Genomic DNA, 23,095 nt, shown 5'->3' with positions numbered 1-23,095 from the left:
CGACAGTCGGTGAGTCAGGCCTGCTCCGCCATGGCGCGCTCGCGTGCCGGCTTGACCTTCTCGAGCTGCATGCAGCGTTCCAGAAAGAGATACATATAGTCGTAGCTCTTGGTGACCGCCTGACGCAACTCGTTCTGCAACTGCACACTGGGCTCATTGCCCACCAGCGTGCAGATGATTTCCAGTGCTTCCCAAGGGTGCGCGTCGTCATACTGAGCATGCATCTTGAGCCACTTCATGGCTTTCTTGCGGGTGTCATCAGGGAATGCCTCGGCATAAGCGCCAGTGGAACAGACCACAGCCGACCACTCCCCCGTTGCCCCTTCGATAGCGTAATTGGTCGCGGCCATCGCGACTGCCAGTGAATCCGAAGAGCTGGTCTGCCAGCACCAGTGACTCAGCGCATGCAACTCGGGCGAGACCTGCTGGTCATGCAGATCATCCAGCGATACGTCATGCGCGGCACACCAGTTCACCCAGTAATCGGCGTGATTGAGTTCCACACGGATGTTGCGCATCAGCCAGCGACGCGCCATGTCCTCACCAGGATGACGGCCAAAGCGGGTCTTGGTCAGGTTCTTGGCCATGTAGACGGCAAACTGCTCGACCACGGGCCAGCCACCAATCAGGTAGTGGCGCATGATTCGCGGGCTGAGTGTGGCGTCGCGCATTTTCTGATAAAGCTCGTGCTCGACCACGCGAGCCTTGGCGGCGCTGCAATCCGTGATCAACTTCTGCGCCCATGCCGGATAACTGCTGGCTTCCATGAGCGGACCGGTTCTATTGAAAGTGTCGATCACTGTGTAGCTCCTTGTAGTGGCTTATACGGTTTAACTGAACGTTCCCGGTGAGTGGAACATTACAGGGTCGGGTCTCACGGGATGGATATAAAGACTTTCACAGGTCAACAACTCAGGACGCCCGATCAGATATCCCTGAGCAAAATCCACGCCTATTTCCTCAAGTGCGGCTTCGATCTGCGGTGTTTCCACAAACTCTGCAATCGTGCGCTTGCCCATGACATGACCGATATTATTGATGACTTCGACCATGGCTCGATTGATCGGGTTATCGAGCATGTCCTTGACGAAACTTCCGTCGATTTTCAGAAAGTCGACCGGCAGGTGTTTGAGGTAGGCAAAAGACGACATGCCTGAACAGAAATCATCCAGTGAAAACAGGCAACCGAGAGACTTCAGCTCATTGATGAAGCGAATGGCGCTTTCAAGATCGGCAATGGCGCTGGTTTCGGTGATTTCAAAACAGATCATTTCGGGTGCAACACCAAACATTCTGAATTGCGATTTCAAATAGTCGAGAAATGCATCGTCACCAATACTCGATCCGGACAGATTGATCGCACACATGGCCTGCGGCGCCTGATGCCGTTGCTCGTTCTGGCACCTGGCTATGACCTGAAAAACGTTATGGACCACCCACCGGTCAAGTGTAGTCATCAATCCGTAGCGCTCAGCAGCGGGTATGAAGCTGTCGGGCGCAACCATCCGCCCCGATTCATCACGCAGGCGCAACAGAATCTCGATATGCCTGACGCCATCGCCAGGTTGTCTGATCGATGCGATCTCCTGCGCAAACAGACAGAAGCGATCCTCGTCCATCGCAATGTGCAATCTCTGGATCCAGGCCATCTCACCGGACCTTATCGACAGCGCAGTGTCATCGGAGCGGTACACCTGAACGCGGTTGCGCCCCTTCTCCTTGGCCATGTAGCACGCCATGTCGGCGGCACAGAGTGAAGCTTCCAGTGTCGTGGGGGCGTCACCCAGGTGCACCAGGCCAATGCTGACGGTGGTCACGAACGGGCGGCCCTTCCACATGAAATGCAGGTTCTGCACGATCTGGCGTAAATTTTCAGCAATCTCGTGGGCCCTGTTCGCGGAGCAGTCAGCCAGCAGTACGCCGAACTCGTCTCCGCCCAGCCGCGCCAGGGTGTCGCCGTCGCGTAGGCCCTGCGGCAGCGCCTTGCAGATATGACGCAGCAACTCGTCACCCGCCGCATGCCCGCTGGTGTCGTTGACCAGCTTGAACTGATCGAGGTCCAGGAACATCAGGCAATGGCTGCCGGGCTCCGACTGGACGACGTTGAGGACCTGCTGCAGGCGGTATTCGAATTCACTGCGGTTGACCAGCCCGGTCAGCGCGTCATGGGCCGCCTGCCACGACAGGTTGGCGATGTACTGGCGCTCCTGCGTCATGTCGTGCAGGACCAGTACGGCGCCACTGACCACGCCATCGGTGTAGATCGGCGAGCCGACCAGCGCCACCGATACCGTACTGCCATCGAGCCGTTGAATGAGCTTGCTGTTGGCGCTGCCGCCCTTGAGCTTGCCGCCAAGGATGTGATCGATCAGTGTCGAGCTGTCACGCTGATCGTTTTCATCCAGCAGATTGAACAACGCCGCCAGCGGCAAACCGTTGGCCTGCGCGTTTTTCCAGTGGGTCAAGCCTTCGGCCGCCGGGTTCATGTAGACAATAGCGCCCTTGACGTCGGTGGTGATCACGCCGTCGCCAATCGATTCCAGGGTGATTTGTGCCCGCTCGCGCTCCAGCTGCCAGGCATCGGCAAACAGACGGCGCTGGGCGATGAGTTTGCGCACGCGCCAGAACGCCAGCAGGATCAGGACAAACGCCGTCACCAGGTTGATTCCCACCAACAGCTTGAGGATGAAGCGCGAGCCTTCGCCCAGCGCATCACTGAAGGCCTTGGCAGCCGGTGCCACGCCCTCGTTGATGGCCTTGATACGGGTGCGCCATTGCTCGACCTCGGCAGGCGTGACGTTGCCTGCGCGGACTCGGTCGTGAATCTCGCCGGCCAGCGTATCGAGCTGCATCAGATAGCTGTCGCCCACCGTCCAATGCTCGATGGCGGTTTTCATGAAGCTGAAGTCGCGGAAATTGAGGTACATCCAGATGATGCCGGCCGCATCGTCCGGGTGATTGCCGCCTTGGAGAATCCCGGCCCTGGCGTCGGAAAGTGAAGGAACGGGCCTGTTCAACGCTTCGCGCAGGGCATGTCCGCCTTGCGGAATCGCAAAGGCTTCCTGGTACTTCAGATAGTCACTTTCCTCGTGCCAGTTGGCGTAAAGGCCGAGGTAATGAATGGCGTCCTTCTGGCCCTTGGACCAGAGGCTCTCGCCTACCACATAGCTGCGCACCGCAGACATCGTATAAAGGCTGACACACCCCAACAGCGCTTGAAACAAAGCTACCGCAATGAAGGGCCAGACAATGGCTGTCAGGCGAGGCTTGGGAAAGGTCCATGTCTGCTTCATGGGTTCGCGTCACCACATGCCTGAAGATCGTTCAGACCAGAGCCTAGGCTAAAACCGCATATGATGGCAGGTGATTTTATCGAATTTGACACAACGTTCGCGTAAATACGGGACGTAATGACTCAGATTTGTTGCAGGTGACCGTACAGTTTGGCGTAAAGGCCACCATCGGCGATCAATTGTTGATGGTCTCCGTCTTCGGCGATGCGTCCGCCGTCGAAAACCAGAACGCGGTCGGCCTGCTTCACGGCCGAAAGACGATGCGCGATGATCAGTGTGGTGCGGCTGCGCAGAAAACGCGCAAGGGCAAGATGCAGGTTGTATTCGGTCGCGGCATCCAGCGCCGAGGTGGCTTCATCGAGGATGACCACCTTGGGGTCGGACAACACCATGCGGGCAATGGCCATACGCTGCCGCTGGCCGCCGGAAAGCCGCACCCCGGACCGCCCCACGATGCTGTCCAGGCCATCGGGGAGTTCACGGATGGCAGGTTCCAGCTGCGCGACTTCCAGCGCCCGCCAGCAGGCCTCGTCGCTGCAGTCGCGGCCCATGGTCAGGTTGGCCCGGACGGTATCGTTGAACAGCGCCGGGTGCTGCAGAACAACCGCCACGTTCTCGCGCACCCGCTCCAGGCCGATCTCCTGCTGAGTGGCGCCGCCGAAGCGGATCGAGCCGGTCTGCGCGGTGTAGAGGCCGAGCAACAGCTGCACCAGTGTGCTTTTGCCACCGCCACTGGCCCCCACGATTGCCACTTTCTCGCCCGGCGCAATGGTCAGGTTCAGTTGTTCCAGCACCAGATCCTCGCCATAACCGAAGCTGACGCCACGCACCTCGATACCGACGGTCTCCTTACCTTCGAACGGATCGACGCTGCCCACGTATTGCGGCTCATCACCGCGGGCAAGCAGTTCGTTGATACGTGTCAGCGCCCCGCCCGCCGCGTAATAGGCATATTGCAGGTTCAGCAACTGCTCGACAGGCGTCATCATGAACCACAGGTAACTGAACACCGCGAGCATCTGGCCAATGGACAGGTCGGAGAACAACACCGTGAGCATGGCGGCGGCACGGAAGATATCGATACCAAACTGGAACAGCAGCCCACTGGCGCGTCCGGAAGCATCGCTTTTCCATTGCGAGTTGATGGCGTAATCGCGTACTTCCTGAGCTTTCAGGCCCAGCCGACCGAGGAAAAAGCCCTGACGATTACCTGCTCGCACTTCCTGAATGGCGTCCAGGGTTTCGGTCAGGGCCTGGGTGAAACGCGAGGTGCTGTCGTTTTCCAGCTTCTTCAGGTGTTTGACCCGCTTGCCCAGCTTTACCGTGACAAAGATCACCAGCGGGTTGAACAGCATGATCAGCAGCGCCAGCTTCCAGTGCATCCACATCAGGATGCCCGCCGTGCCCGCCAGCGTCAGGGTTGCCACCAGAAGACGACTCAGGGTCTCGCCAACGAACTTGTCCAGCGTGTCGAGATCGGTGACCAGATGCGTGGTGACCATGCCGCTGCCCAGGCTTTCGTATTCGCGCAGGGAAATGCGTTTGAGCCGCTCGATGAGACGCAGCCGAATGCGGTAGACGATGTCTTTGGCCAGTCGGGCGAACAGCCTTGCCTGCAGCACGTTGAACAGCAAGGCCCCAGCGCGCAGGACCAGCGTCAGCAACAGCATCAGACCGATGTAGCCAACTGCCTTCTGCAGACTGTCGGGCAACAGATGGTCCATGACCTTGAGCGCCGCGTCGCCACGCCCCAGCAACACTTCATCCACCAGCAAGGGCAACAGTAACGGGATCGGCACGCTGCACAGGGTTGCCAGTATCGCAACGCCATTGGCGATCCACAGGGCCTTCTTGTGGCGCAGGGCAAGCCGGCGAATCTCGGCCCAACTCAACGCATCATGTCGCACGCCTTCGGGTTTCAGCGAATTACCTTTGGAATCATCAAGCACTGGCCGCACGCTCCAGCCATCGGCCGAGCAACGGCGACAGTTCGCTCAAAGGTTGATAGCCATTGGTCAGCAGGGCCAGCTGGCCATTGCGCTCGGCCAGCAAGGTCGGGAAACCCGCGATGCCCAGATCCTGCGACCACGTAAAGTCGGCCGCCGTGGCCGCCTGCTGTTCGGCGCTGTCGAACGCGTCGGCAAACTGCTGGCGGGAAAAGCCGGCCTGTTCGGCAAGCTCGGCCAGCACTGAAGGGCGCGTTACATCACGACCCTGGCCATAAAACGCCTGTTGAATCAGCTTGACCAGTTCCCAGGCGCGTTCCGGCTCCAGGGACCGCGCCGCCGTGACCGCGAGGCAGGCCGGCGTGGTGTCGTAGACAAAGCCTTCCGGCAACGCACCTTCACGCAGGAATGGCTGACCGGTGGCCTCCTCGACCGCCTGCCAATGTTCAAGAATGTAGCGTCGTTTGGAGGCTTCCAGTGGCGAAGCCTCGGAACGCAGCCCGCCCATGACCAGATGCAGCGGTACATCCGCCGCCCGAGCCTGCTGCACCAGCGCATCGGCGACTGGAGCAAAGCCCCAGCACCACGAACACATGGGGTCCATGACATAAATCAGGCGGGCGGACATGGCTCAGGCCTCGGGCAGACGGTAGTTACGACCGATCGGGTGGGGCTGGTTACGCGCCTTGGCCAGTTCGATCTGCTTTTGCCGATCGATGGCGCTGCGACGGGTTTTCTCGCTCAGCGAGTCCCAGCAATGCGGACAGCTTACACCTGGCGAGTAGTGCTCGCTCGCACGGTCTTCGGCACTGATCGGGGTACGACAGGCATGGCACTGGTCGTAGTCACCTTCAGTCAGGTCGTGGCGCACGGTGACCCGGTTGTCGAAGACAAAACAGTCGCCACGCCACTGGCTTTCTTCCTGCGGCACTTCTTCCAGGTACTTCAGGATGCCGCCCTTGAGGTGATAGACCTCTTCGAAGCCCTCTCCCAGCATGTAGCTGGAGGCCTTTTCGCAACGAATCCCACCGGTGCAGAACATCGCGACTTTCTTGTGCACCGCCGGGTCGAAGTGCGCCTTGATGTAGTCAGGAAACTCGCGGAAAGAAGTGGTTTTGGGGTCGATTGCGCCTTCGAACGTGCCGATGGACACTTCGTAATCGTTCCGCGTATCGATCAGCAGCACTTCAGGGTCGGCGATCAGGTCGTTCCAGTCACTGGGCTCGACGTAGGTGCCCACGGCCTTGTTGGGATCGACGCCTTCAACGCCCAGGGTCACGATCTCTTTCTTGAGCTTGACTTTGGTGCGATAGAACGGCTGCTCTTCGCAGTACGATTCCTTGTGATCGATGTCGACCAGACGCGGGTCGCTGCGCAACCAGGCCATCAGGCCGTCAATGCCCTCGCGGGTGCCGGACACGGTGCCGTTGATGCCTTCATCGGCGATCAACAACGTGCCCTTGATGCCGTTGTCGACCATGGCCTGCAACAGCGGCTCGCGGAACGCGACGTAATCGCTGAGGGTGACGAATTTGTATAGCGCAGCCACGACGATCGGCTGACTGATCGACTGTTGAGTCATGTATCACTCCAGGTGGCGACCCTCGCAAAGGGCCTACCGGACAAAAATCTGAACGAAAAAAAACGCACCGGCCTTGCGGCGCGGTGCGGATTCTAGCAAAAACCGTAGGTAGACAGGCATATCGGGTCGTTGATTTGAATCAACGACCCAACGGCACGGGTCTCTGAGTGCTCAGTGACCGCCGGCGCAGGTCGGCGATGCCGGGGCTGCGCCAGTCTTCGCCCATTCTTCAGGCGTGTAGGTGTGCAAGGCCAGGGCATGAAACTCGCCCATCAGAGCACCCAGGGTGGCGTACACCTTCTGGTGGCGCTTGACCGAGTTCAGACCTTCGAACTGGTCACTGACCAGAATGGCCTTGTAGTGCGTCTGCTCACCACGACTGTGCATATGGCTCTCGTCGAGCACTTGCAGATGATGCGGCTGCAGCAGCGCCAGCGCCGACTCGATACGTGTTTGCATGGTCATGACGGGATTCGCTTAAGGCTTCTTGGCTGGCGCTGGAGCAGCTGCCTTGGCAGGTTCCAGTTCGGCGGTCATGTCGGCGAGCAGCTTGTTGACGACCGGCACGGCGCTTTCCAGCTTGCCCTGGGTCAACTGAGCCGATTGCTGAGCCAGCTCAGGCATTTTGGTCATCACTTTCTTGCCCAGTGGGGACTGGTAGAACGCAACCAGGTCCTTGAGCTCGCTTTCAGTGAAGTTGGCGGTGTAGAGCTTGACCATTTCAGGCTTCAGCTTGTTCCAGCCAATGGCCTGGTCCAGCGCGGTGTTGGCTTTTGCCTGATAGGTTTCCAGCAGCGCCTTTTTCGAGGCAGGTGCCTTGGTTTCGGCGAAGCGCTGGGCAAACATCTGCTGTACTTGTGCGTACACCGGAGCGCCCAGGCGATCGGCATTGGCAAGTTTCAGGAACGTTTCGGCGCTCGCGTTGTGACTGGCGGTATCGGCGAGGACCTGGCCACTGGCGCAGACCAGAACTACCGCGGTACAAATGGCACGAAGACGGGTCATCGAGTTTCCTTATCTAGCAAGCGAGGCAATACCTCAGGGCCGACCATTCTGCGCTTATACAGGCTTTTGGCTCAACCCCCGGTTCGCCGAGCGGTTAAAAAGCAATGATCGGGAACCCTGTTCGCATATGGACACCTAACGCTGCAATGCACTTAAAGGAGTAAGCACAGTGAGCCGCACAGAAACCGACAGCATCGGCCCGATCGAAGTCCCTGAAGACGCTTATTGGGGAGCCCAGACCCAACGCTCACTGATCAATTTCGCCATCGGCGATCAGCATATGCCGCTGCCGGTATTGCATGCGCTCACGCTGATCAAGAAGGCCGCCGCGCGCGTGAACAACCGCAACGGCGACCTGCCTGCCGACATCGCCCGCCTGATCGAACAGGCCGCCGACGAGGTGCTGGACGGCCAGCACGACGCCCAGTTTCCGCTGGTGGTCTGGCAGACCGGCAGTGGCACGCAGAGCAACATGAACGTCAACGAAGTGATCGCCGGACGCGCGAACGAACTGGCAGGCCAGGGTCGTGGCGGCAAGTCGCCAGTCCACCCGAATGACCACGTCAATCGCTCGCAAAGCTCCAACGACTGCTTCCCCACGGCAATGCACATCGCTGCGGCACAGGCGGTGAAAGAGAAACTGCTGCCTGCCATTGCCGAGCTGTCTGCAGGTCTTGCCGAGCAATCCGCGCGGCACATGAAGCTGGTCAAGACCGGCCGCACCCACATGATGGACGCGACACCGATCACTTTCGGCCAGGAGCTGTCCGGCTTCGTGGCGCAACTGGATTACTCGGAAAAGGCCATTCGCGCCGCGCTGCCAGCGGTCTACGAACTGGCGCAGGGCGGCACTGCTGTCGGCACGGGTCTCAATTCGCCGAAAGGCTTTGCCGAAGCCGTGGCCGCTGAACTGGCTGCGTTGTCGGGCCTGCCATTTGTCACTGCACCCAATAAATTTGCAGCACTGGCGGGTCACGAAGCGCTCACTTCCCTTTCGGGCGCCCTGAAGACCCTGGCCGGCACCTTGATGAAAATCGCCAATGACCTGCGCCTGCTGGGTTCAGGGCCACGCGCAGGTCTGGCTGAAGTCAGATTGCCAGCCAACGAACCCGGCAGCTCGATCATGCCCGGCAAGGTCAACCCGACTCAGTGCGAAGCGCTATCGATGCTGGCCTGCCAGGTGATGGGCAACGACGTGACGGTGGGTTTTGCCGCCAGCCAAGGCCACTTGCAACTGAACGTGTACAAGCCGGTCATCATTCACAACATCCTGCAATCGATCCGCCTGCTGGCTGACGGCTGCAGTAATTTCAACGAACATTGCATTGTCGGCATGGAGCCGGATGCCGAGAAGATGGCCGAGCACCTGGAGCGCGGCCTGATGCTGGTCACCGCCTTGAACCCGCACATCGGCTACGACAAGGCCGCGCAGATCGCCAAAAAGGCCTACACCGAGGGGCTGACCCTGCGTGAAGCCGCACTGGCGCTGGGTTACCTGACGGATGAAGAGTTCGACGCCTGGGTGCGTCCTGAAAAAATGCTCGAGGCAGGCAGCAATGGCTGACGCCAAAAGTGGCGCCACGCCGCTGGAAGGCAGCGGCAAACGCATTCTGATGGTCTATGGCACGCCCAAGACCATCAGCCTGTGCCATGCCCTCGCCGAAGCCTACACACAGGGTGCTCGCAGCGAAGGGCATGTGGTCCGGGTGTTAAAACTTGGAGAACTGGATTTCGATCCGGTACTGCACAGCGGCTACGAACAGAGCCAGACACTGGAACACGACCTGCTCGAAGCCCAGCGACAGATTCACTGGGCCGAGCATCTGGTGTTCGTCTATCCGGTCTGGTGGGGCGGCCTGCCTGCGCTGCTGACCGGTTTTTTCGACAGGGTGCTCACGCCGGGTTTCGCCTTCAAGGCGCATGGACGCAGACACCCTTCCAACGAACTGCTCAAGGGCCGGACGGCAGAGCTGCTGGTGACCATGGACACCCCGCCCCGCTACTTCCGCTGGATCTACGGCGCTCCGGCGCACCGGCAGATGATTCGCACCATCCTCGGATTCTGTGGCATCAAGACCAGACGCCTCACCGAATTCGCCCCGGTGCGCACCTCGACCGAAGAGCAGCGGCAGCAATGGCTTCATCAGGCAGTGGCACTGGGCAAGCGCTGAACCTGATCAGGCCTGGGCCAGCCTCGCCCTTCTCGCTTTCAACCCCGCGATCAAAGATGGCCCGAGCGCGGTGAGCGCCGACCCCAGCACCACCAGCAGCGCGCCGCCGTAACCCAGCGCGTTGATCTCTTCGGCCTGAACATAGGTCGGCCACAGCCAGGCTGCAATCGCCACCGAAGCCAGTGTGATCAAAGGCGTCAGGGCAAGCGTCGCACTGACCCGCGAGGCCTCCCAGTGCGCCAGCGCTTCGGCAAAAGCGCCATAGGCCACCAGCGTATTCAAACAGCAGGCCAGCAGCAGCCAGCCCTGCAGCGGGCTCAGTTGCAACGCCTGAGCGGGATGAGCCCATGGCGTGATCAGCAACGCACAGAACAGGTAGATCACCATCATGACCTGCAGCGAGTTCCACACCGTAAGCAGTTGCTTCTGGCTCAGTCCGTAGAAGGTCCAGACCACTGACGCCATGATCACGATCAGCACACCCAGGGTATAGTCGCCCAGCGAGGTGAGCAGCTCGACGAGACGCTGATTGAAGAACAACCCGAAACCGATCAGCAGGATCGCCAGACCGATGCCCTGCCCCAGACTGAAACGTTCCTTGAACAGAAAGATGCTGCTGATCAGCAACAGGATCGGTCCGATCTGAATCAGCAACTGCGTCGTACCGGGGCTGAGCATGCGCAGCCCGACCAGATACAACATGTAGTTGCCCACCAGCCCCAATACCGCCAGCACGACCAGTGCCTTGCCCTTGCGACCCAGCAGCTTGAAGCTGGGCAGACGCTTGACCGAAGCCAGCCAGACAAACAGCAGAGAGCCGGACACCAGCAACCGGAACCAGGTAACGGTCACCGGGTCCATCGCCTGCAACACCTGTTTGAGTTTGACGGGCAGGATGCCCCAGAGCAGCGCGGTCAACAGGGCAAGACAGAGGCCATACACCCAGCGGCCAGAAGAAATATGCATCACAGATTCCGAAACAAGGCAGGACAAGGCCTTCATTCTAGGCGCTGATCCGCAAAGCAACAGTTACAGCTGGGCAGCGTTATCGGCGCAAAGTGTTTTGCTCACGATTAGCGCTCACAATGAGGGCTCGCCATGGTTGCGCTGGTAGGTCTCGCTGCCCATGGCTTGAATCTGGCCTTCTATCAAGGCGTCGAACGGCTTGAGCAGCGCCTCGAAGGAAACTGGTGCTTCGAGTGTCTGCAGGGCATGAACAATCGCCTCAAGCGTTGACAGTGCATCCGGTCCGGGTGCCTTGCGCAAACGGTAACGTGAGGCCGGTACATTGCCGAGCGTGACACGCGGCAGCGCAGCCAGCAGCGGATTGAGGTGCAACAACTTCCGCGCCTTGCGCCAGGTGCCGTCAGGGACCACCAGCAGGGTCGGCAGCGCTTCGGCCTGCCCGACAGTCAACGGCTGCGCGGCGTCACCCGGAAACAGCAACAGTGGCTGATAACCGGCCGGATTGAGCAGTTCTGCAAGGTCTTCAAACACTTCGCCGACCCTGAGCTGGGCATTGCTCAGCCCGAGTACGGCAAAGCGTGCAGTGTTCAACGCGTGCTTCGCTTCGTCCGGGTGCTGCAGGATCAGCACCCGGGTTCGACTGTCCAGTTGTGGGATCAAGGCGCAGAGGCAGTGAGCATCGGGACGCAGGCAACGTTCGCATCGGCTTCGGGACATCGTTTTTACAACTCGCTGGTCACACTGGCAGACAGCAAGACAGGACCGGCATGCCGTCTGTCGCGCAACGTGGCAGTTTAAACAACTCGTCACCATTGCGCCGGGCTATCAACGGCTGCGCTTGGGATTTGAGCTAGCCTAATTGCACAGGGCTGGTGACATGAAGTCCCCCTGCTTGGATCATAACGATCAATAACAGGGGTTCTCATGAGTCGCGAGGCGATCAAACAGAGGGTGCTGGATGCGTTGGGCGTGATCCTCGTGGACAAGGCCGAAATTCGCGACGACGCCACATTCAAGGACCTGAGGCTGGATGACGAGGACGTGGACGAACTGTTCGCTCAACTGGGAGGCGAATTCAATTTCGAGTTTCCCGACTTCATTCGCAAGCGCGCACTCAACAAGCCCGAGCACCTGTCATTGCCAATGGTCGTGGACCTGATTCTGTTGATGCAGCAGGAGTCGTCGTCAGAGGGAGATAATCATAAGAGAAAGCGTCGTCGACCCCTTAGCGACAATGATCGGTAGCGTGGATTCATGTCGGGACGCGGGCGCGCCCCGATGCGATGGCGTATTTGCGCTGTCCTTGCGACAGCACGTGCCTGTACAACCTATCGGCGCGGGCGGCGACGTGTGTCGTCGGTGCGAACCGGAATGGGCTGCAGCTTTGGTCGTTCGATCAGACCCAGCGCAACACCCACATCATGGAGCCATTCTTGCAGTTTGCTGTTCATAAAGCCCCCTTCAGGGAAAACACGGCAACCAACCTGTGCTGATCACTCAATAGAGATCATAGAAGCATCCGTTCGGTTCGCCGAGCGTTACGGAAAACAATTTTCCCGATATGGGCAATGTGACACCTGCGGGGAATTCCTTCTAGTCTTTGCGACGGACGGACACCCCTATTTTTCACTCAGGCAGACGGACCAACCCCTCTTCGTCGGTCATGGCCCGCTCAAGCAGATCAGGCGGCAGGCTTTTACTGGCACGCGCGCCCAGCAGCTTCAACTGCTCACTGCGGCTGACTAGATTGCCGCGCCCCTCCGTCAGCTTGTTACGCGCGGCCGAATAGGCCTTGTCCAGTTGCTGAAGACGACTGCCCACCTCGTCCAGATCCTGAATGAACAGCACGAACTTGTCGTACAGCCAGCCGGCACGCTCGGCGATCTCGCGGGCATTCTGGCTCTGGCGCTCCTGCTTCCACAGGCTGTCGATCACCCGCAGCGTGGCCAGCAGCGTCGTGGGGCTGACGATCACGATGTTCCGGTCGAAGGCTTCCTGAAACAGATTCGGCTCGGCCTGCAGCGCGGCGGAAAAAGCCGCTTCGATCGGCACGAAGAGCAGCACGAAATCCAGACTGTGCAGCCCTTCAAGACGCTTGTAATCCTTGCCCGAAAGCCCTTTGACGTGATTGCGCAGCGACAGGACATGCTGCTTGAGTGCGGCCTGCCCGATGACCTCGTCATCCGCCGACACGTACTGCTGATACGCCGTCAGACTGACCTTGGCATCCACCACCACCTGTTTGTCACCCGGCAGCATGATCAGCACGTCAGGCTGAAAGCGCTCGCCATCCGGCCCCTTGAGGCTGACCTGGGTCTGATACTCGCGCCCCTTCTCGAGCCCTGCGTGTTCCAGCACGCGCTCCAGGATCAGCTCACCCCAGTTGCCCTGAGTCTTCTGCCCCTTGAGAGCGCGCGTCAGGTTGGTGGCTTCATCGCTCAGACGCAGATTGAGCTGTTGCAGGCGCTCCAGCTCCTTGGCCAGCGAGAATCGCTCACGGGCTTCATTCTGATAGCTTTCCTCGACGCGCTTTTCGAACGACTGAATACGCTCTTTCAAGGGCGTCAGCAGTTGCCCCAACTGCTGCTGGCTGGTTTCGGCGAAGCGCTGCTCGCGCTCATCGAAAATCTTGCCCGCCAGTTCCGCGAACTGTGCACGCAGTTCGTCGCGGGAACCCTGAAGGTCATTCAGCCGCTGCTGGTGACTGTCCTGCTGTTCACGCAGTTCGGCACCGAGCGCCGCGCATTGCGCATCGAGGCGACGCAACTCGGCCTCCTTGATGGCGCGCTCCTGATTAAGCTCCTGCGCGACATCACGGGCGTTATCGGACTCCTGCCGCAACAACTCGACCTCCCTGCGCAAGGCTGCAAGGTCAGCCTGCTTGGCGGCGTTGGCCTGGCTCAGGTCGCTGATCTCGTCACGGCTGGCGTCCAATTGCGCATTGAGACCGTCATGAGCCATTTGCGCCATGCTCAGGCGCTCGTCCAGCAAGGCAGTCTCGGCATCGCGACGTGTCAGATGGCGCTGCAACTGCCAGACCCACGCCAGCAACGGCAACGCTGCAGCGCCCAGGCCGAACAACAGGCTGTTCAAGTCAAATGCCATAACGACTCCGTGCGTGCCGAATGAGTGCCAGCCGCATTATGCGTAAAGCGTTCAGAAAAATAGAGAGTGCATCAATGACAACGAAAAGTGCAGCCATGACAGCGCCTCGGACAGCCATCCAGAAGCAGCGCAGGGGCAAATCGGGGGACGAGATTCTACTCGCTTTTGATGTCAACGACACCCCCAATTCTGTGTCGTTTCGGATCGGGACAATCCACAGAAGCTGTGGATAACTCAGTGGACAACACCCCTTTAACTCTCTCAAACGCAGGCAGAATGGGGCCTGCGCTCAAACTGACGATTTTTTCACCAGTTTAAAAAAACGATGTTTTTCATTGACTTAATAATTCACCATCAGAAATCAAACCCTTAGCGACGCATGTGACAGTGATGTGGCAGCTTGTGACGCTAATGTGCACAACTCTGAAACGACCGATTTTACGGGCGTTTCAAATCCTTTGCAGAAGCCGCCTGATTGCGACCTTTTCTCAATGAAGCCGCGGCTCGCAGGGCATATTCTGAACTCTTTACACACTCATCGAATCAGCCGCTCGTGAGCCAGAACGAGCCTGCGAATCCCAACGTGCGACAAAAGGCGTTCGCTGCGGTCCAAACGAGCGCCGAGAAAACCGCATCACGATTCATGCTTGCGATTATTGAAGGGACACGATGAAAGAAGGAGTGAAGTTCTTCGTGCTGTTGATGGCTGTCTGCATCACGGCAGTCGGCGCCAGCATCGTCCTGCCGCCGCCGGATGGTGGCGTCTTCGCCTACACCATCCTGCTATCGGGCATCGCAGTAGCCCTGATCATCTGCAGTGATCTGAGCAAGGGGCGCATCAACAATGTCGGCGACATCATGCGTGCCATCGAACGTCGAACGTCCAGGCCCCTGACCCTGGCAGCCTATGCGCTGGGCTGTTCGATGGTGGCCTGCGCCACGGTACTGATCTATCGAATCTCCGACCACTGGTAGCTGTTGATTTATATACACACTTGCAATTCACTTCAGGCTTGATTAGCATAGCCGCCGTTAGTACCAAGCTGAAAATCAATTCCGGTCGACAAGTCCCCCAGTGTTAGCTCTTTCCAAAGAAAGGGAATGCTGGCTACAAGGGATCGACCACCTCGATGGTTTCCAGGCATGACCCTTTCGCATATGTGAGCCACACCTTGGCGGCAATGCAGTTACGGCTATCATGTTCTGCTTCAACCAGCCTGCAATTGATCAGGATCTTCACCGGAGCGTCGAACCTTTGCTCCTGTTGTGTTGCCTGCCCTCCTAAGTACCTACCAGCCAGCCAGAGCGCCATACGATAAAGCGCGCTTCAATTGACTGTCTTGTTCCAGTCAGGTTCTCCGCCCAGCCAGGCTTTACCAATTACTGCCGGCCCGCGTTTACTGGAATCTTTATTTATGCACGGTATTGTTCCGTGTTGATTCAGGAAACACCTAACATGACTCACCATAACCAGACCCAACATGCCATTCATACGTTGACCAACGCATTCGCGCCAATGAATTGCCTGATCATGGCGGCCCGCAAAGGCTGCTTCAGCTTCACCATCGTCAACGAGCACGGCATCGCCCGCCACAGCGAGCGCCTGTACCCCGATCAATACGCCAGCGCCGAACCGCTGCAGGCCGTGATCGAGCGTACCCGTCAGGCACTCATTGCCTGATAAACGAACGCAGCACCGCAAGCCCGAAACCCCGCCCTCACCTGGCGGGGTTTTTTATTGCCAGCTTTTTGTGTCGGGTTGAATTCGACTAATCGCCAACGGATCTAGCCGCTTATCGGCAAAGCTGCAAACAATTTAAAAACAATCCGTTACACCGTAAATCTGACACTACACTTCAACTCGGGCGACCTGAAGCCGCCTCCGGAAGCCCCCGCAACACCCGCTTCGCCAGGCATCAGAGGGGCAAGCAGTCTCACATCCGAGCGCCGACAGTATTATGGGTATTGCAGCCATAGAATTATGCCGTCACGTCATCCGCCCGACCCTGACGTATCTGGATCGCCGAAGCTATCGCGCCGAATCCTTACTGCTGGGCATTGCCGCCAGTCAATCAGCGTTCGGTGCCGCCCTGGACAGCCGCCGCGGGCATGGCCTCTATCGCATACCGGAGCTCAGACACAAGCAGCTCTGGGACAACTACCTGGCGCTGGATCCCGACCTTGCCAGCCGGGTCAGAGGCCTTGCCAGCCAGCATGCCTTCCTCAGCGGTCCGCATCTGGAATTGACCGTCAATCTGCGCTACTCGACGGCCATCGCCTTGATGATGATCGAAGCCGCGAATACGCTTCTTCCAGCCGAAGACGATCCACTGGCCATGGCCAGAATCTGGAGAACCGTTTTTCAGCCGCATGGACGACTCAGGGATTTTGTCGCGTGCTGGAATGCCAGTGTCGCACCGCTGTATTTACCGGCATGAGCCCAACACTGGAATTAGAAGATCGGCAGTGTTCGCTGCAAGATAGATGGATTGTCCTACAAGAATAGCTCTAACTCGGGCTCTTCAGGCTATAGCGCGCCGTCGAAAATGTTGGTAATTTCCGCCCGGTGATCACAAGGAGTTCTAATAATGAAAACAATGACAAAAGTAATGAACAGGACAACACTGGGTCTGGCTATCGGTCTGGCCTCCTCTCAGCTATTCGCTGCAGGTTTCGCACTCAACGAACAAAGCGTCAGCGGCATGGGCACCGGTTTTGCCGGTCGCTCCTCGTCTGCCGATGATGCAAGCACCGTCTTCGGCAACCCTGCCGGCATGTCCCGCCTCAAGCGCGAAGAAATCAGCTTGGGCGCGGCAGCCGTGATCGCCAAGACCAACATCGACAACGGCCGTGGGACCTTTGGCGGCAGCAACGACGGCGACATGGTTCCTGTCGTGGGCGTGCCCATGGGCTACTACGTCAAGCCGATCGATGATCACTGGGCATTCGGCCTGGGCATGTATGCCCCGTTCGGCCTGGTGACCGACTACGAAAGTGGCTTCGCAGGCCGCTACTGGGGCGACAAGAGCCACGTACAGGTTGTCACCCTCCAGCCGACCGTCAGCTATGCCTTCAATGACAAGGTGTCCATCGGTTTCGGTCCTACCATCAACCGCATCGATGGCGAGCTGACCTCCTCCACGCTCAACGCTGCGACGCCGGGCCGTAACGATGGCAAGGTGAAAATCGAAGGTGACGACACCGCGCTGGGCTTCAACGTCGGCGTGCTGGTACAGGCCACTGACACCACCCGCCTGGGCCTGACCTACCACTCCAAGGTCGACTACAAGCTCAAGGGCAAGACCAAGATCGAAGGCTCCGGCTTCGGTCCGTTCGGCGGCCAGAAATACGACGCCTCGCTGGACATCTCCACGCCGGAGTCGGTGGACTTCTCCATCACCCAGCAGATCGATGAAAACTGGACTGTCTACGCAGGCAGCACCTGGACCCGCTGGAGCCGTCTGACCGACATCACCGTCAACAACGACGGCGTTCCTCCGCAACTGGGCGGCTCGGCAGGCCCGATCGGCACCATCTCCGAAGAGCAGGACTGGCACGACACTTGGGCTCACGCCATCGGCGCTTCGTACAAGGTCAACAAGGAGTGGACACTGCGCACCGGCTTCTCCGTGGACCAGGCACCGACCAACAACGTCAATCGCTCCCCACGCATCCCGACCGGCGACCGCAAGATCGTCAGCTTCGGTGCCGGCTGGAGCCCAACCGACGACCTGACTATCGACGTGGCGTACTCGTACCTGCGTGAAGATGAAGCCAAGATCCGCAACAGCAGCGCCACCAAAGGCTCGTACAGCGCGGACTTCCGCAACACCGCGCACGGCGTTGGTACTTCGGTCACATATCGCTTCTGATGGACAACTGAAAACCGGCTGAAAAAAGCCCGCACATCCTCAGGGAGTGCGGGCTTTTTTTGCGCTCGGTAAATGCTCAGCGTCACGGTATGCATGCCCACTTCAGAGCGATGGGCACGATTAGTGTCGAGGCAGACTTGTGATGATCGTTCCTAAGCTCCCGCGTGGTAACGCCGCTCAGGACGCTCCGCGTCCGCTTTCAAATGCAACGCAAAGCGTCACCTCACGCCGCCTGCCTCAAGGCTTCGACGCAATCGCCTTCTCGATGGCCGCAATCAGGTCAGGATCATCCGGCTTGGTCATGCTGGAGAAGTTGGCGACCACGTTGCCTTTGCGATCCACCACGTACTTGTAGAAGTTCCAGCGCGGAGCGCTGCTCTGTTCGGCCAGCACCTTGAACAGGTGGGTGGCGTCGTCGCCTCGCACGGCCTGCGGCTCGGTCATGGTGAAGGTCACGCCGTAATTGACGTAGCAGACCTTGGCGGTCTCTTCGCCGTCCTTGGCTTCCTGTTTGAAATCTTTGGACGGCACACCCAGCACTTCAAGGCCCTGCCCCTTGTAGCGCTGACTCAGCTCTTCAAGGCCTTTGAACTGCGGGGCGAAGCCGCAGAAGCTGGCGGTATTGACGACCACCATCGGCTTGCCTGCATAGCGCTGGCACAGGTCGATGTTTTCCTTGGAACGCAGCTTGGGCAGCTCGCCTTGCAACAGGGCCGGGCAGTCGGCGGCCATGGCAGTGCCGCTCATGGCCAGCAGCAGGAAGGGAATCGATATAAAGCGAGTGTTCATCAAGGCGTCCCTGGAGTTGGTGGCTGTCTGCCGACACGCTACCCCAACAGACGCCTTCTGCCTAGCAAGCGCCCATGCCCAGTTGCAAGGCAGCCAGCCCGACCTGCTGCCAGCCCCACCAGACCAGCGCCAGCACGGCGCCGCCAGCGGCAAGCGCCGTCAGCAAAGGCCAGTGTCGGCTCACGCGACACCCGCCTGCGCCTGCAACCGTGCCACAGGACGCTCACGCACCGGCCAGTTGAGGGCGGCCGCCAACAGACTGAGCAGGATCGACACTTGCCAGATCAAGTCGTAACTCCCGGTACGGTCATACACCAGCCCACCCAGCCAGCCGCCGAGAAACGCACCCAACTGGTGGAACAGAAAGACGATACCACCGAGCATCGACAGATTGCGCACCCCGAACAGGGTCGCGACCGTACCGTTGGTCAGCGGCACGGTGGACAGCCACAACAGCCCCATCGCGACACCGAACAGGTAAGCGGTGGTCTGGCTGAGCGGAATCCACAGGAACAAGACGATCACAACAGCGCGCAGCAGGTACAGCGCCGTCAGCAGACGCGGCTTGGACATGCGTCCACCCAGCCAGCCCGCCGTATAGGTGCCGAAGATATTGAACAGGCCAATCAGCGCCAGCACCGTGGTGCCGACCTTGGCGGGCAAATGCTGATCCACCAGATAGGCAGGCAGATGCACGCCGATGAACACCACCTGAAAGCCACAGACGAAAAAGCCCAGCGCCAGCAGCCAGAAACCGGAGTGCGAGCAGGCCTCACGCAATGCTTCACCCAGTGTTTGCTGAACACCCACGGATTCCGTCGGTTTATCCTTGAGCATGCCTACCAGCGGCAGGATCAGCGCCACCATCACGCCCAGCACCACCAAGGCGCCAGACCAGCCCAGCCAACCGATCAGCCCCAGCGTACCGGGCAGCATGGCAAACTGGCCGAACGAACCGGCAGCACTGGCGATCCCCATGCCCATGCTGCGTTTCTCGGCCGGCAAGGCCCGCCCGACGACGCCGAGGATCACGGAAAACGAGGTGCCGGAAAGACCGATGCCGATCAGCAGGCCCGCACTCAGGGACAGGCTCAGGGGTGAATCCGCCATGCTCATGCACAGCAGGCCCACGGCATACAGCACGCCGCCGACAAACACGACCCGGGCCGCGCCAAACCGATCTGCCAACGCTCCGGCAAAAGGCTGCGCCAGCCCCCACATCAGGTTCTGCAGGGCGATGGAGAACGCAAAGACCTCACGCCCCCATCCGAAGTCTGCGCTCATGGGCGCGAGAAACAGACCGAAACCGTGCCGCGTTCCAAGGGAAAGCGCGAGGATCAGCGCACTCCCGAGCAGTATCCAGCCGCTGGTACGCCAGACTGATGTCATTGTTTAAAGCTCCCTGACCGGAAATGCGTGGATATGCCCGTAAATCAATAACGGCGAAATTACGCCTCGGTGCAAGAGCCTGTCAATCGGATATCAGCGAATGCTCAGAACAGCACCATCGCCAGCAGTACCGCCACCTCGAGCAGTTCAAGCAACGCGCCCGCGGTGTCCCCGGTGGTGCCACCCAGACGACGAGTCATTACCTGACGCAACCACAGAAAGCAGGCCATCGAAGCCACCACAGCAGCCAGTCCCGACCAACCTGCGAACAACACGCAGGCCACACCACTGACCAGCAGCACTCGACGCGCCGCGCCACGTGGCAAATGGTCCGCCAGCGCCTGCCCCAGACCACCGGCACGCACATAGGGCGTGCTCAGAAACAGCCCCAGCATGGCGCTGCGTCCAATCAGCGGTGCCAGCAGCAGCGCGATGCTGTGATGACTTTCAATCAACGCCAGGATGGCGGTGAATTTGAGCAGCAGCACCAGCACCAGCGTGACCACGGCAATCGGCCCGCTGCGCGGGTCTTTCATGATGGTCAGGGTTCGCTCGCGATCACCGAAACCGCCCAGCCAGGCATCGGCGCTGTCTGCCAGTCCATCCAGATGCAGTCCCCCACTCAGCAGCACCCAGGCGCAGAGCAGCAAGGCAGCGTGCAGCATCAAGGGCGCACCGGCCAGCAATGCATTCAGGCTCATCAATACGATGCCGAACAGCACGCCTACCAGAGGATAGAACAACAGCGAGCGTCCGGTTTCCTCGGGCTTCGGCATGCCGGGCAGGCGGATCGGAAAGCTGCCGAGAAATTGCAGGGCGATCCAGAAGGGCAGCATGTCAGGACTCCGTGAGAACGCCTTCAGCGGCAACATTGATCGATAACAGCGCGCCATGCCCAACGACCACCTGCAGCAGTTGCTCACGCAGCAGGCCACGCGCCTGGGCCAGCAACAGACGCATCACACCACCATGACTGACCAGCAGCACCCGCTCACCGGCGTACCTGTCATGCAGACGCTGCACCGCACCCAGAACCCGCGCTGAAAAGTCGATCACGCGCTCGCCATTGGGCGGCGTGAAGGCATATGGATCGTTCCAGAACAGCCCCAGGCCTTCGGCATCCGTCTCCATCAGTTGCGCAGGGCTGTGTCCTTCCCAGTCACCGAAATGCAGCTCCTGCAGTCCAGATTCGAGCTCCATGGGCAGGGACAGTCGCGCAGCCAGCTCTTCGGAAAAACGCGCGCAACGCTGCAGAGGCGAACTGACAATCCGATCCCAAGGCCCGGCTTCAGTGACGGCCGAGCGCATCTGCTGCCAACCCAGATCAGTCAGCGCATCGTCAATGTTGCCCCGCAGGCCGCCGCCCTGCTCGGTCTCACCGTGACGCAGCAAATCCAGACGCAGGGTCATGCCGGGCGATCCGATACGCTGGCTTCGGCAAAGGTCGACATGCCGTTGTGCAGCGCACAGGCCATGCGCACCAGCGGGACGGCCAGTGCGGCACCACTGCCCTCGCCCAGTCGCAGGCCGAGATCGAGCAATGGTTCGGCCTGAAGAATCTCCAGCACATGACGATGACCCGTTTCAGCGCCACGATGGCCGAACACCAGCCAGTTGCGGCATGACGGGTTCAGGCGCACGGCCACCAGCGCCGCCACGCTGCAGATGAAACCGTCCACCAGCGCGACGATGCCTTCCTGCGCGCAGGCCAGATAAGCACCGGTCAACGCGGCAATCTCGAAACCGCCGAGGCTGAACAGGCTGTGCAGCGGATCACCTGCGTGTTCAGCATGCAGCTTCAAGGCACGCTCGATGACCCGAGTCTTGTGTTCGATGCCTTCGGCGTTCAGCCCGGTGCCAGGGCCGACCAGCAGTTGCGCCGCGCACTCCAGCATGGAGCAGGCAACCGCACTGGCAGCGGTGGTATTACCGATGCCCATTTCGCCACCGATGAACAACTCGGTCCCTGATGCCTTGGCGCGCAGCACACTGTCACGTCCGGCCTGCAAGGCTGCCAGCCCCTGGTCAGCCGTCATGGCCGGCCCCTGGGCGAAGTTGGCGGTGCCTGCGCCGAGGCGCAAATGCCGCACACCCGGCAGGTCCACCGGCAGAACCGTGCCCAGATCCACCACGTCCATCTGCGCCGAAAGCTGCTGTGCCAACACACTGATGGCCGCGCCGCCGTTGACGAAGTTGTGCAGCATCTGGCCAGTGACAGCTTGCGGATAGGCCGAAACCCCCTCAGCGACCACGCCATGATCACCGGCAAAAATCGCGATCCACACCTGATCGGCTGCCGGACGCTCACGCCCCTGCAGACCGGCAAGTTGCACCGCCAGACGCTCCAGTTGCGCCAGCGAGCCGGCCGGTTTGGTCAGTTGTTGCTGACGGGCCAGCGCCGCTTCACGCATCGGCGCGTTGATGGCCTGTGCGGGTTCGAGCCACCAGGAGTTACTCATAGCGCAGTTCCTTTCAAAGTCAGGGGCAAGCCCGCCACGGTCAGCACTACGCGCTGGCAACGTTCGGCAAGGGCTTGATGCAGAAGGCCGGCTTCGTCGACATAGCGACGGGTCAGCTCGCCGAGCGGCACTACGCCAAGCCCGGTTTCGTTACTCACGAAAATGATTTCGCCTGGAAGCGCCGCCACGCAGTCGAGCAACGCATCACGCTCCTGCGCCAGACGTTCGGGGCTGTCGAGCATCAGCAGATTGGTCAGCCACAGGGTCAGGCAATCGACCAGCAGACAATGATCGGGCGCGGCGTTTTCTCGCAGCACGCGTGCCAGTTCGACCGGTTCTTCCACCAGTCCCCACCGCTCAGGACGACGAGCACGATGGCTGGCGACGCGCTGGTTCATCTCGCCGTCCAGTGGCTGGCTGGTGGCGATGTAGGTCACGTTCAGACCGCACTCGGCCGCCAGTTTTTCGGCCAGTCGGCTCTTGCCGGAGCGCGCGCCACCCAGGATCAGTTGCAGCAT

General features: G+C 59.8%; 25 protein-coding genes. 7 read left to right on the top strand and 18 right to left on the bottom strand.

Translation table 11 applies throughout. The features are described from left to right. Nucleotides 1-14 precede the first annotated feature (14 nt). The 7 genes from AO065_RS04455 to AO065_RS04425 form a co-directional block, all read right to left on the bottom strand. The gene (locus AO065_RS04455; protein WP_004884120.1) at nucleotides 15-800 is read right to left on the bottom strand and encodes an iron-containing redox enzyme family protein; all 786 of its coding nucleotides are present in this window, start codon (nucleotides 798-800) and stop codon (nucleotides 15-17) included. Nucleotides 801-830: 30 nt separating this feature from the next. Further along, nucleotides 831-3,293 carry an EAL domain-containing protein gene (locus AO065_RS04450; RefSeq protein ID WP_004884121.1) on the bottom strand — a complete coding sequence of 821 codons (2,463 nt, stop codon included), beginning with the start codon at nucleotides 3,291-3,293 and terminating at the stop codon, nucleotides 831-833. 122 nt (nucleotides 3,294-3,415) lie between these two features. Then, entirely contained in the window at nucleotides 3,416-5,200 is a 1,785-nt protein-coding gene (locus AO065_RS04445) for an ABC transporter ATP-binding protein (protein WP_162234360.1), read from the bottom strand. Between the two features lie 34 nt (nucleotides 5,201-5,234). Continuing rightward, nucleotides 5,235-5,867: a DsbA family protein gene (locus AO065_RS04440; protein ID WP_004884124.1), complete on the bottom strand. Its 633-nt coding sequence runs from the start codon at nucleotides 5,865-5,867 to the stop codon at nucleotides 5,235-5,237. Between the two features lie 3 nt (nucleotides 5,868-5,870). After that, nucleotides 5,871-6,821, bottom strand: a complete 951-nt coding sequence (trhO, locus tag AO065_RS04435; RefSeq protein ID WP_004884125.1) for an oxygen-dependent tRNA uridine(34) hydroxylase TrhO — start codon at nucleotides 6,819-6,821, stop codon at nucleotides 5,871-5,873. A gap of 171 nt (nucleotides 6,822-6,992) precedes the next feature. Then, on the bottom strand, nucleotides 6,993-7,286 hold the full coding sequence (locus tag AO065_RS04430) for a BolA family protein (protein WP_004884126.1): 294 nt from the start codon (nucleotides 7,284-7,286) through the stop codon (nucleotides 6,993-6,995). A 12-nt stretch (nucleotides 7,287-7,298) separates the two neighbouring features. Beyond that, nucleotides 7,299-7,826, bottom strand: a complete 528-nt coding sequence (locus tag AO065_RS04425) for a DUF2059 domain-containing protein (RefSeq protein ID WP_004884127.1) — start codon at nucleotides 7,824-7,826, stop codon at nucleotides 7,299-7,301. Between the two features lie 169 nt (nucleotides 7,827-7,995). Between AO065_RS04425 and AO065_RS04420 the strand changes: the two genes are divergently transcribed. Together AO065_RS04420 and AO065_RS04415 are read left to right on the top strand one after the other, a co-directional pair. Beyond that, entirely contained in the window at nucleotides 7,996-9,390 is a 1,395-nt protein-coding gene (locus AO065_RS04420; RefSeq protein ID WP_004884128.1) for a class II fumarate hydratase, read from the top strand. After that, complete coding sequence (locus tag AO065_RS04415; RefSeq protein ID WP_004884129.1) at nucleotides 9,383-9,997, top strand: NAD(P)H-dependent oxidoreductase; 615 nt, start codon at nucleotides 9,383-9,385, stop codon at nucleotides 9,995-9,997. Before AO065_RS04420 ends, AO065_RS04415 begins: the two co-directional genes overlap by 8 nt. Nucleotides 9,998-10,003: 6 nt before the next feature. Here the strand turns inward: AO065_RS04415 and AO065_RS04410 are convergent, their stop codons facing one another. Together AO065_RS04410 and AO065_RS04405 are read right to left on the bottom strand one after the other, a co-directional pair. Further along, complete coding sequence (locus tag AO065_RS04410; protein ID WP_004884130.1) at nucleotides 10,004-10,963, bottom strand: DMT family transporter; 960 nt, start codon at nucleotides 10,961-10,963, stop codon at nucleotides 10,004-10,006. A gap of 114 nt (nucleotides 10,964-11,077) precedes the next feature. Beyond that, nucleotides 11,078-11,680 carry a tRNA-uridine aminocarboxypropyltransferase gene (locus AO065_RS04405; protein ID WP_004884131.1) on the bottom strand — a complete coding sequence of 201 codons (603 nt, stop codon included), beginning with the start codon at nucleotides 11,678-11,680 and terminating at the stop codon, nucleotides 11,078-11,080. Nucleotides 11,681-11,887: 207 nt separating this feature from the next. On the opposite strand from AO065_RS04405, the gene AO065_RS04400 reads away from it, so the two are divergent. Continuing rightward, nucleotides 11,888-12,208: an acyl carrier protein gene (locus AO065_RS04400; RefSeq protein ID WP_004884132.1), complete on the top strand. Its 321-nt coding sequence runs from the start codon at nucleotides 11,888-11,890 to the stop codon at nucleotides 12,206-12,208. A gap of 83 nt (nucleotides 12,209-12,291) precedes the next feature. Here AO065_RS04400 and AO065_RS27585 read toward each other — a convergent pair whose 3' ends face one another. Both AO065_RS27585 and AO065_RS04395 read right to left on the bottom strand, forming a co-directional pair. Continuing rightward, nucleotides 12,292-12,414, bottom strand: a complete 123-nt coding sequence (locus tag AO065_RS27585) for a PA1414 family protein (protein WP_004884133.1) — start codon at nucleotides 12,412-12,414, stop codon at nucleotides 12,292-12,294. A gap of 175 nt (nucleotides 12,415-12,589) precedes the next feature. After that, on the bottom strand, nucleotides 12,590-13,954 hold the full coding sequence (locus AO065_RS04395) for a DNA recombination protein RmuC (RefSeq protein WP_163009228.1): 1,365 nt from the start codon (nucleotides 13,952-13,954) through the stop codon (nucleotides 12,590-12,592). Between the two features lie 783 nt (nucleotides 13,955-14,737). Between AO065_RS04395 and AO065_RS04390 the strand changes: the two genes are divergently transcribed. The 4 genes from AO065_RS04390 (at nucleotide 14,738) to AO065_RS04370 (ending at nucleotide 17,940) form a co-directional block, all read left to right on the top strand. Beyond that, on the top strand, nucleotides 14,738-15,043 hold the full coding sequence (locus tag AO065_RS04390; protein WP_004884135.1) for a hypothetical protein: 306 nt from the start codon (nucleotides 14,738-14,740) through the stop codon (nucleotides 15,041-15,043). 481 nt (nucleotides 15,044-15,524) lie between these two features. After that, nucleotides 15,525-15,749, top strand: coding sequence for a hypothetical protein (locus tag AO065_RS04380; RefSeq protein WP_004884137.1), 225 nt, complete (start codon nucleotides 15,525-15,527; stop codon nucleotides 15,747-15,749). 277 nt (nucleotides 15,750-16,026) lie between these two features. Then, nucleotides 16,027-16,506 (top strand): hypothetical protein, encoded by a 480-nt coding sequence (locus AO065_RS04375; protein WP_004884138.1) that lies wholly within the window; start codon nucleotides 16,027-16,029, stop codon nucleotides 16,504-16,506. Nucleotides 16,507-16,665: 159 nt separating this feature from the next. After that, nucleotides 16,666-17,940 carry an OmpP1/FadL family transporter gene (locus AO065_RS04370; protein ID WP_004884139.1) on the top strand — a complete coding sequence of 425 codons (1,275 nt, stop codon included), beginning with the start codon at nucleotides 16,666-16,668 and terminating at the stop codon, nucleotides 17,938-17,940. A gap of 237 nt (nucleotides 17,941-18,177) precedes the next feature. On the opposite strand, the gene AO065_RS04365 is transcribed toward AO065_RS04370, so the two are convergent. From AO065_RS04365 to cobU, 7 genes are all read right to left on the bottom strand, one after another. Further along, a complete protein-coding gene (locus tag AO065_RS04365) occupies nucleotides 18,178-18,729 on the bottom strand; it encodes a glutathione peroxidase (RefSeq protein WP_004884140.1) in 552 nt (183 codons plus the stop codon). A 61-nt stretch (nucleotides 18,730-18,790) separates the two neighbouring features. Continuing rightward, nucleotides 18,791-18,913 carry a hypothetical protein gene (locus AO065_RS27580; protein WP_004884141.1) on the bottom strand — a complete coding sequence of 41 codons (123 nt, stop codon included), beginning with the start codon at nucleotides 18,911-18,913 and terminating at the stop codon, nucleotides 18,791-18,793. After that, the gene (locus tag AO065_RS04355; protein WP_004884142.1) at nucleotides 18,910-20,118 is read right to left on the bottom strand and encodes an MFS transporter; all 1,209 of its coding nucleotides are present in this window, start codon (nucleotides 20,116-20,118) and stop codon (nucleotides 18,910-18,912) included. The genes AO065_RS27580 and AO065_RS04355 overlap by 4 nt, the downstream gene beginning before the upstream one ends. 104 nt (nucleotides 20,119-20,222) lie before the next feature. Beyond that, on the bottom strand, nucleotides 20,223-20,954 hold the full coding sequence (locus tag AO065_RS04350; protein ID WP_004884143.1) for an adenosylcobinamide-GDP ribazoletransferase: 732 nt from the start codon (nucleotides 20,952-20,954) through the stop codon (nucleotides 20,223-20,225). A 1-nt stretch (nucleotide 20,955) separates the two neighbouring features. Further along, entirely contained in the window at nucleotides 20,956-21,528 is a 573-nt protein-coding gene (gene cobC, locus AO065_RS04345; RefSeq protein WP_004884144.1) for an alpha-ribazole phosphatase family protein, read from the bottom strand. Further along, nucleotides 21,525-22,577, bottom strand: coding sequence for a nicotinate-nucleotide--dimethylbenzimidazole phosphoribosyltransferase (gene cobT / locus AO065_RS04340; protein ID WP_004884145.1), 1,053 nt, complete (start codon nucleotides 22,575-22,577; stop codon nucleotides 21,525-21,527). Before cobT ends, cobC begins: the two co-directional genes overlap by 4 nt. Then, entirely contained in the window at nucleotides 22,574-23,095 is a 522-nt protein-coding gene (gene cobU / locus AO065_RS04335) for a bifunctional adenosylcobinamide kinase/adenosylcobinamide-phosphate guanylyltransferase (RefSeq protein ID WP_004884146.1), read from the bottom strand. The genes cobT and cobU overlap by 4 nt, the downstream gene beginning before the upstream one ends.

It is taken from the genome of Pseudomonas viridiflava (genome assembly GCF_001642795.1).
Classification (GTDB): domain Bacteria; phylum Pseudomonadota; class Gammaproteobacteria; order Pseudomonadales; family Pseudomonadaceae; genus Aquipseudomonas; species Aquipseudomonas viridiflava.
This window is presented reverse-complemented; position numbering and strand designations above follow the sequence as displayed.

Excerpts from the sequence above, each read along its gene's own strand:
- AO065_RS27585 (WP_004884133.1), bottom strand. The coding sequence starts at position 12,414 with ATGAACAGCAAACTGCAAGAATGGCTCCATGATGTGGGTGTTGCGCTG.
- AO065_RS04425 (WP_004884127.1), bottom strand. The coding sequence starts at position 7,826 with ATGACCCGTCTTCGTGCCATTTGTACCGCGGTAGTTCTGGTCTGCGCC.
- AO065_RS04390 (WP_004884135.1), top strand. The coding sequence starts at position 14,738 with ATGAAAGAAGGAGTGAAGTTCTTCGTGCTGTTGATGGCTGTCTGCATC.
- AO065_RS04350 (WP_004884143.1), bottom strand. The coding sequence starts at position 20,954 with ATGCTGCCCTTCTGGATCGCCCTGCAATTTCTCGGCAGCTTTCCGATC.
- trhO (WP_004884125.1), bottom strand. The coding sequence starts at position 6,821 with ATGACTCAACAGTCGATCAGTCAGCCGATCGTCGTGGCTGCGCTATAC.
- AO065_RS04365 (WP_004884140.1), bottom strand. The coding sequence starts at position 18,729 with ATGAACACTCGCTTTATATCGATTCCCTTCCTGCTGCTGGCCATGAGC.
- cobC (WP_004884144.1), bottom strand. The coding sequence starts at position 21,528 with ATGACCCTGCGTCTGGATTTGCTGCGTCACGGTGAGACCGAGCAGGGC.
- AO065_RS04415 (WP_004884129.1), top strand. The coding sequence starts at position 9,383 with ATGGCTGACGCCAAAAGTGGCGCCACGCCGCTGGAAGGCAGCGGCAAA.
- AO065_RS04375 (WP_004884138.1), top strand. The coding sequence starts at position 16,027 with ATGGGTATTGCAGCCATAGAATTATGCCGTCACGTCATCCGCCCGACC.
- AO065_RS04380 (WP_004884137.1), top strand. The coding sequence starts at position 15,525 with ATGACTCACCATAACCAGACCCAACATGCCATTCATACGTTGACCAAC.
- AO065_RS04450 (WP_004884121.1), bottom strand. The coding sequence starts at position 3,293 with ATGAAGCAGACATGGACCTTTCCCAAGCCTCGCCTGACAGCCATTGTC.
- AO065_RS04430 (WP_004884126.1), bottom strand. The coding sequence starts at position 7,286 with ATGACCATGCAAACACGTATCGAGTCGGCGCTGGCGCTGCTGCAGCCG.
- AO065_RS04405 (WP_004884131.1), bottom strand. The coding sequence starts at position 11,680 with ATGTCCCGAAGCCGATGCGAACGTTGCCTGCGTCCCGATGCTCACTGC.
- cobT (WP_004884145.1), bottom strand. The coding sequence starts at position 22,577 with ATGAGTAACTCCTGGTGGCTCGAACCCGCACAGGCCATCAACGCGCCG.
- AO065_RS04410 (WP_004884130.1), bottom strand. The coding sequence starts at position 10,963 with ATGCATATTTCTTCTGGCCGCTGGGTGTATGGCCTCTGTCTTGCCCTG.
- AO065_RS04400 (WP_004884132.1), top strand. The coding sequence starts at position 11,888 with ATGAGTCGCGAGGCGATCAAACAGAGGGTGCTGGATGCGTTGGGCGTG.
- AO065_RS04370 (WP_004884139.1), top strand. The coding sequence starts at position 16,666 with ATGACAAAAGTAATGAACAGGACAACACTGGGTCTGGCTATCGGTCTG.
- AO065_RS04355 (WP_004884142.1), bottom strand. The coding sequence starts at position 20,118 with ATGACATCAGTCTGGCGTACCAGCGGCTGGATACTGCTCGGGAGTGCG.
- cobU (WP_004884146.1), bottom strand. The coding sequence starts at position 23,095 with ATGCTGCAACTGATCCTGGGTGGCGCGCGCTCCGGCAAGAGCCGACTG.
- AO065_RS04440 (WP_004884124.1), bottom strand. The coding sequence starts at position 5,867 with ATGTCCGCCCGCCTGATTTATGTCATGGACCCCATGTGTTCGTGGTGC.